This window comes from Nonomuraea deserti, from assembly GCF_004348685.1.
In the GTDB taxonomy this organism is placed as follows: Bacteria; Actinomycetota; Actinomycetes; order Streptosporangiales; family Streptosporangiaceae; genus Nonomuraea; species Nonomuraea deserti.
Map to the genome: position 1 here is coordinate 1 of NZ_SMKO01000328.1, position 5,569 is coordinate 5,569.

Annotated in this window: 8 protein-coding genes; 5 read left to right on the plus strand and 3 right to left on the minus strand. The window is 70.8% G+C overall.

Features of this window, described 5'->3' with window-relative positions:
* Positions 1 to 137: 137 nt before the first annotated feature.
* Positions 138 to 611: a GNAT family N-acetyltransferase gene (locus E1292_RS49175; RefSeq protein ID WP_132606689.1), complete on the plus strand. Its 474-nt coding sequence runs from the start codon at positions 138 to 140 to the stop codon at positions 609 to 611.
* 277 nt (positions 612 to 888) lie between these two features.
* Here the strand turns inward: E1292_RS49175 and E1292_RS53210 are convergent, their stop codons facing one another.
* A complete protein-coding gene (locus tag E1292_RS53210; protein ID WP_220447449.1) occupies positions 889 to 1,134 on the minus strand; it encodes an NAD(P)-binding domain-containing protein in 246 nt (81 codons plus the stop codon).
* Positions 1,135 to 1,152: 18 nt separating this feature from the next.
* Between E1292_RS53210 and E1292_RS53215 the strand changes: the two genes are divergently transcribed.
* Positions 1,153 to 1,413 carry an SDR family oxidoreductase gene (locus tag E1292_RS53215; protein ID WP_220447450.1) on the plus strand — a complete coding sequence of 87 codons (261 nt, stop codon included), beginning with the start codon at positions 1,153 to 1,155 and terminating at the stop codon, positions 1,411 to 1,413.
* 199 nt (positions 1,414 to 1,612) lie between these two features.
* Here E1292_RS53215 and xynA read toward each other — a convergent pair whose 3' ends face one another.
* Positions 1,613 to 2,599, minus strand: a complete 987-nt coding sequence (gene xynA, locus E1292_RS49185) for an endo-1,4-beta-xylanase XynA (protein WP_132606691.1) — start codon at positions 2,597 to 2,599, stop codon at positions 1,613 to 1,615.
* Positions 2,600 to 3,007: 408 nt separating this feature from the next.
* On the opposite strand from xynA, the gene E1292_RS49190 reads away from it, so the two are divergent.
* Entirely contained in the window at positions 3,008 to 3,526 is a 519-nt protein-coding gene (locus tag E1292_RS49190; protein ID WP_165975162.1) for a DUF2690 domain-containing protein, read from the plus strand.
* Positions 3,527 to 3,610: 84 nt separating this feature from the next.
* On the opposite strand, the gene E1292_RS49195 is transcribed toward E1292_RS49190, so the two are convergent.
* Positions 3,611 to 4,027, minus strand: coding sequence for a VOC family protein (locus tag E1292_RS49195; RefSeq protein WP_132606693.1), 417 nt, complete (start codon positions 4,025 to 4,027; stop codon positions 3,611 to 3,613).
* Positions 4,028 to 4,136: 109 nt separating this feature from the next.
* Here E1292_RS49195 and E1292_RS49200 point away from each other — a divergent pair, with 109 nt between their 5' ends.
* Positions 4,137 to 5,189, plus strand: coding sequence for a helix-turn-helix transcriptional regulator (locus E1292_RS49200; RefSeq protein WP_132606694.1), 1,053 nt, complete (start codon positions 4,137 to 4,139; stop codon positions 5,187 to 5,189).
* A 157-nt stretch (positions 5,190 to 5,346) separates the two neighbouring features.
* A partial coding sequence (locus tag E1292_RS49205) for a hypothetical protein (RefSeq protein ID WP_132594229.1) occupies positions 5,347 to 5,569 on the plus strand: 223 nt, incomplete at its 3' end.

The following is a 5,569-nucleotide window of genomic DNA, read 5'->3' on the forward strand; positions in this document are numbered from 1 at the left end:
GGTCGTCTCGTGATCCGGTGCAGGGACGGGAGGCGGCGTCTCGTCGGGACACTCCGTGGCCATGGCCGGAGCGAGGGGCCGGACGGTGAGGGGGAACCCCTGCCGGAGCGCGATCGGCCCCTCCTAGGGTGGAGATCATGATTGCCATTCGGAGCGCCTCGCCCGGCGACGTGGCGGCGATCGCCGAGCTGATGGCCCGCCGCCGGGAGACGTACGAGCAGTACCAGCCGGTCTTCTGGCGGCGCGCGGCCGACGCGCGGGCCCGCCACGCGGGCTTCCTCGCCACTCTGGTGAACGACTCCAAGGCCATCTTCCGGGTGGCCGAACGGGAAGGCCTATTCGCCGGGTTCGCCGTCGCCACGCTCGTGTCCCCGCCCCCGGTGTACGACCCGGGCGGGCCGGCGTGCACGCTCGACGACTACGCCGTGGTGGACGACGGTGACTGGGCCACGATCGGCGCCGACCTGCTGCGTGCGGTCACGCAGGAGGCCAGGCGGCGCGGCGCGGCCCAGGTCGTTGTGGTGTGCGGCCACGCGGACGAGGCGAAACGCGAGGCGCTCCGCCTGTCCGGGCTGTCCATCGCGTCCGAATGGTGGACCGCCCCGCTGTGACCGCGGCACCCCGGAGGCCGCGCCGCACCGTCGGGCGGGCAACCGCAGACCGGGGGCGCTGGATCGCCGGGTCCCGGGGCCAGGGTTCGTCCGCCAGGTGCTTGACGATCCCGGTGTGGTCGGCGGCGGGCGGCAGGCGGTCGGCCGCCTCCGACCACAGCTCGGTCGCCGCCCGGCCCGGCCGGAGCGGGACGCCGGTGGCCTCGGCCAGCTCGACCGCGATGCGCATGTCCCTTGAGGAGCAGGTGGGTGGCCGACATGAGGTTGTTCAGCGCCTTCAGCGCGTGCCGTTCACCGCGCCGGAGACGGGGGCGTCGACCAGCCGGACGTCCCGCGGGGCCGCCCGCGCGGCCAGCTCCCGAGTGTTCAGCTGGCGCGACGAGCCCATGTCGATCACGACCGTTCCCGGCGCGGCGGCCCGGAGCAGACCGTCGCCGTCCAGGACGGCCTCCACCGCGGCCGAGTCGGGCAGCATGAGCACGATGGCCGCGGCGCCGCGGGCGGTGGCGGCGGCGTCGCGCACGGCCGTCGCGTCAACGCGGTGGCCCCCGGCCTCGTGCCGACCGGCCTGTTCGCCTCCTCCGACGACGCCTCCCGCGCGCTGACGCTGGACCGGCGGGGCGGCACCGTGCCCATGCGGCGGGTCGGCACCCCCGACGAGATCGCCGGCGTGGTGGCCTTCCTGCTGGGCGACGACGCGGCGTACGTCACCGGGGAGGTCGTCTCGGCCGACGGCGGCGCGTTCATGGTCAACACCGTGACCCGCACGGGCGGCGCGGGCGCGTGGACGCCGGCGTACTGACGAGAGAAGGGACCCAGCCCCGATGGCTCACCCCGAGCAGCAGCAGATCAAGGATGAGTTCGGTGCTGGCCATCGTCAGCGTCGTCGGCATCCACGCCGTCACCGAGGCCGCGCCCATCCTCCAGGAGGAACTGCGCCGCACGGCCCCGTGACCCCGAGGCCGTGGCGCGGCGGCCGCCGCGCCACGGTCAGGGGTGGCTCAGCCCGCGCTGCAGGAGACGGACGGCCAGGTGTGGTTGCCGTTGTGCTGGATCGTCACACCCCAGTTGTTGCCGTTGCCGTTGGGTCTGGCGCTCAGGACTTGGGAGCTGGGGTAGGTGGCGCTGACGTTCCATGTGGCGATGATCTTGGCTGGAGACGGCACGTTCATCGTCACGGTCCAGTTGCTCGAGCCGCTGACCGAGACGGAGAGGTTGTACCGGTCGCTCCACTGCTGGCCCGCCGACAGCGTCGCCGTGCAACCGCCCGGTTTGCCCGGGTCGCCGGGATCGGGGTTGCCGCCGCCGGAGCCGATCGTGATGTTGGAGTTGCCGCTGCTCTGATAGCCCTCGGTCGCGAGGATCATGTAGTCGTGGCTGCCCAGGTTCATGCCGTTACGGGCCCATGCGTCGAAGTGGTTGCCCGAGGTGATGCTCCCGCCGGTCCTCTTCGACTGCCGGACGCTCCAATACTGGTCGAACGTCCTGGTGCCCTCGATGGAGGGCGCGTTGTACCGCGTCGTCTTGTAGATGTCGTACGTGCCGCCGTCACTGGTGACCGTGCCCTTGTACTCGCCCGTGGGCCGGTACGTGCCCCAGTTGTCGACGACGTAGTACTCCACGAGCGGGTTCCTCGTCCACCCGTAGAGCGTCAGGTAGGCGTTGCCGGACGGGTTGAAGCTGCCCGAATAACTCACGGTCCTGCGTCCGCCGGTGCTCCAGCCCTTGCCGGCGACGAAGTTCCCGGTGTTCCTCCATGAGGTGCTGTAGTTGCCGCCGGAGCCCAGCTCCATGGAGACCGTTCCGTTGCTGTCGGTCCAGAACGAGTAGAAGTAACCGTTGTTGGTGCCGGTCTGGTTCGAGGTGATGGCCGCGTTGGCGACGGACGGCAACATCGCGGTGACCACGGCGAGCACCACGGCTCCTGCGCGGGCGGCGAACAACCAGGCGCGGCCGCGCCTGCGGTGGGGGGCGGGGGCGTCGTTCATGTGCGTGCTTCCTCCTCGTGAGGGCTCGCTGGGGGCGGGCAGCGACAGTGTTCGTCCGAGCCTGGCGGGCTGTCAACGACGCCCGTCCGAACGTGAGTTTTCGGCCGATCGGCGATGTCCGGGGCGGACATCGTGCCTGGTCAACGGGGGTGTCCGGCGATTAGTCACGAGCCCGGTTCGTGAAACTTTCAATGCTTGACCGAAACATTCGGACTCACGATGGCGGGGCGGGCCTGCACCGGAGGGAGCCCCTTGGCGGAGTTTTCGGGCCAACCGAATCCCACTGTGCACTTCGACGCAGACGCACGGGCGGGTCCGGCGAAGAGTGGTCCTCGAAAGCCAGGACGTCCGAACGGCGGAACAGCGGGCCGGGCGCCGCAATCTGACAAGCAGGCCCGCCGCCGAACCATGAGCGACAGCACGATCATCTCGACCACCACCAGGACGATGGCCGTCCTCGGAATGAGCGCCGCCCTGGCCGGCGGTGTCCTGACCACCGGTCTCATGAACGGCACGGCCCAGGCCGCGTCGGTCGTGAGGACATCGGCGCAGGCGAGCGCTCACCCGTACGACGGGAAGGATCCCTACCGGAGCGGGTGCGCCAGGACCAAGGTGTACACCGGGAAGAAGGCCTCGCTGAAGAACGAGGTCGGTGACCGCCTGGGCACGATCCGGCTCTACTACTCCCGCCGCTGCGGCACCAACTGGGGCGAGGTCTCGGTTTCCAGGAGCGGTACCGGCACCATCACCGTCTTCACCCGCACCAAGAGCAGATCCTTCACCTACCGGGCCGGCAACGGCGGCCACCACTGGGGCGACATGGTCCACGCCCCCAGCGGCGTCTGCGCCAAGGCCACAGGCAGCGTGACGAACGGGATCGGCCGCGCCAACAAGGGCAGTGGCACCACGGCGAAGGCGTGCGGCTGAGCGGACGCGTTCCGGGGAACGGCCCCGGCACCATGGCGATGTGGTGCCGGGGCCGTTCCTCTGGCCGCGGGCCACGCCCGACGGTCACGCGTCACCCGCGACGTCGACGACCCAGACGACACCGAAGCGGTCCCGGAGCATCCCGTAGAGCGCGGACCACTGCGCGGGCGCCAGCGGCCGCACGATGTCCGCTCCGACGGAGAGCTTCTCCCAGTACGCGGTGATCTCCCGCGTCGTCTCGCCGTGAAGGGAGAGGAAGAAGGCGTTGTCCCCCCGGTCGTACGGCATGCGCGCGGGCACGTCGTAGGCCATCACGTGGAAGCCGTCGCCGGCGAGCACCTGGCCCCACATCACCTGGTCCGCGTCGGCGGGATCCTGCACGTCCCCGGCGTCCCCGTACGTGACGGCGGCGAGGTCGCCGCCGAACACGGACCGGTAGAACTCGAGCGCCGCGCGGGCCTCGCCCCGGAAGTTCAGGTGGGTCACGGACTTGACGGCCATTTCTTGGGCTCCTGACCTATTGTTTTCCGAACGCCGTTGTCCGGCGCGGAACCCACCGTCGCAGGGGTAGCGGCCAGGGTGTGGCCGCTACTCAGGGCACCATGGGTTCATGCCGAAGACCTCAGCCCGGCTGCTGTCGTTGCTCTCGTTGCTCCAGGCCCGCCGGGACTGGCCGGGGGCGCTGCTGGCCGAGCGGCTCGACGTCAGCCCGCGCACCGTGCGCCGCGACGTCGACCGCCTGCGCGAGCTGGGCTATCCCATCGTGGCGTTCAAGGGACCCGACGGCGGTTACCGGCTCGACGCCGGCGCGGAGCTGCCTCCGCTGCTGTTCGACGACGAGCAGGCCGTCGCTCTGGCCATCGCGCTCCAGATCGCCGCCACCACCACCGGCGCCGGCATCGGGGAGTCCGCGGCACGCGCGCTGAACACGGTCCGGCAGGTCATGCCCGCACGGTTGCGCCGCCGGATCGACACCTTCCAGGTCACGGCCGTCGAGCGGCCCGCGGCCCGGCCGGACCCGCAGGTCGGCGGCGGCGTGCTCATGGCGCTCAGCGCCGCCGTCCACAGCCGCCAGGTGCTGCGCTTCGACTACGGTCCCGCGTCCCCGCCGAGGGTGGACGACGGCGGCATGGGCGATCCGCCGCGCCGGGTGCAGCCCCATCACCTCGTCACCTGGGACGGGCGCTGGTACCTGGTCGCGTGGGACCTCGACCGGGAGGACTGGCGTACCTTCCGCGCCGACCGGATCACCCCGCGCACCCCTGCCGGGCCCCGCTTCACCCCGCGCGAGCTGCCCGGAGGTGACGTGGCCGCCTTCGTGGCCGGCAGGTTCCTGGGCTCCGGCGGCTCCGGCGGCTCCGGCGGCACTGGCGGCACTGGCGGCTGGCCCTGCCGCGGCGAGGTGATTCTAAGGGCGCCCGCCTCCGACGTGTCCCGTTACACTCGCGACGGGGTCGTCGAGGAACTCGGGCCGAACCGCTGCCGGCTCGTCCTGGGCTCGTGGTCATGGACCGGTCTGGCCGCCGCCATCGGCAGGTTCGACGCCGACATCGAGGTCGTCGGCCCCGACGAGCTCAGGGACGCCTTCGCGCACCTGGCCCGCCGCTACGCCGGTGCCGCTACCGTAGAAGTTGACGAGATCGACCCGGCTGTGACATTCTGAAGGCGGCAGCGAGGTTGACACTTATATTAAGTGTAGACATTCGTTTCTCTTTTGCGTTATGCTGCTTCCTCGCGCTGCCCTTCGACGCCCCGGCTTCTGCCGGGCGCTTGGCGTGCGCGCAGTTCGATTCCATCCGTGCCTTCCGGAAGGACTTCTGTTGGCAGCCTCGCGCAACGCCTCCGCCGTACCCGCTGGTCCCCGTCGCGTGTCATTTTCGCGCATCCAGGAGCCTCTCGAAGTTCCTGACCTCCTTGCTCTGCAGACCGAGTCGTTCGATTGGTTGCTCGGCAACGAGAAGTGGAAGGCCCGGGTAGAGGCGGCTCGCCAGGCCGGGCGCAGGGACGTCCCGACCCAGTCGGGTCTCGAAGAGATCTTCGAAG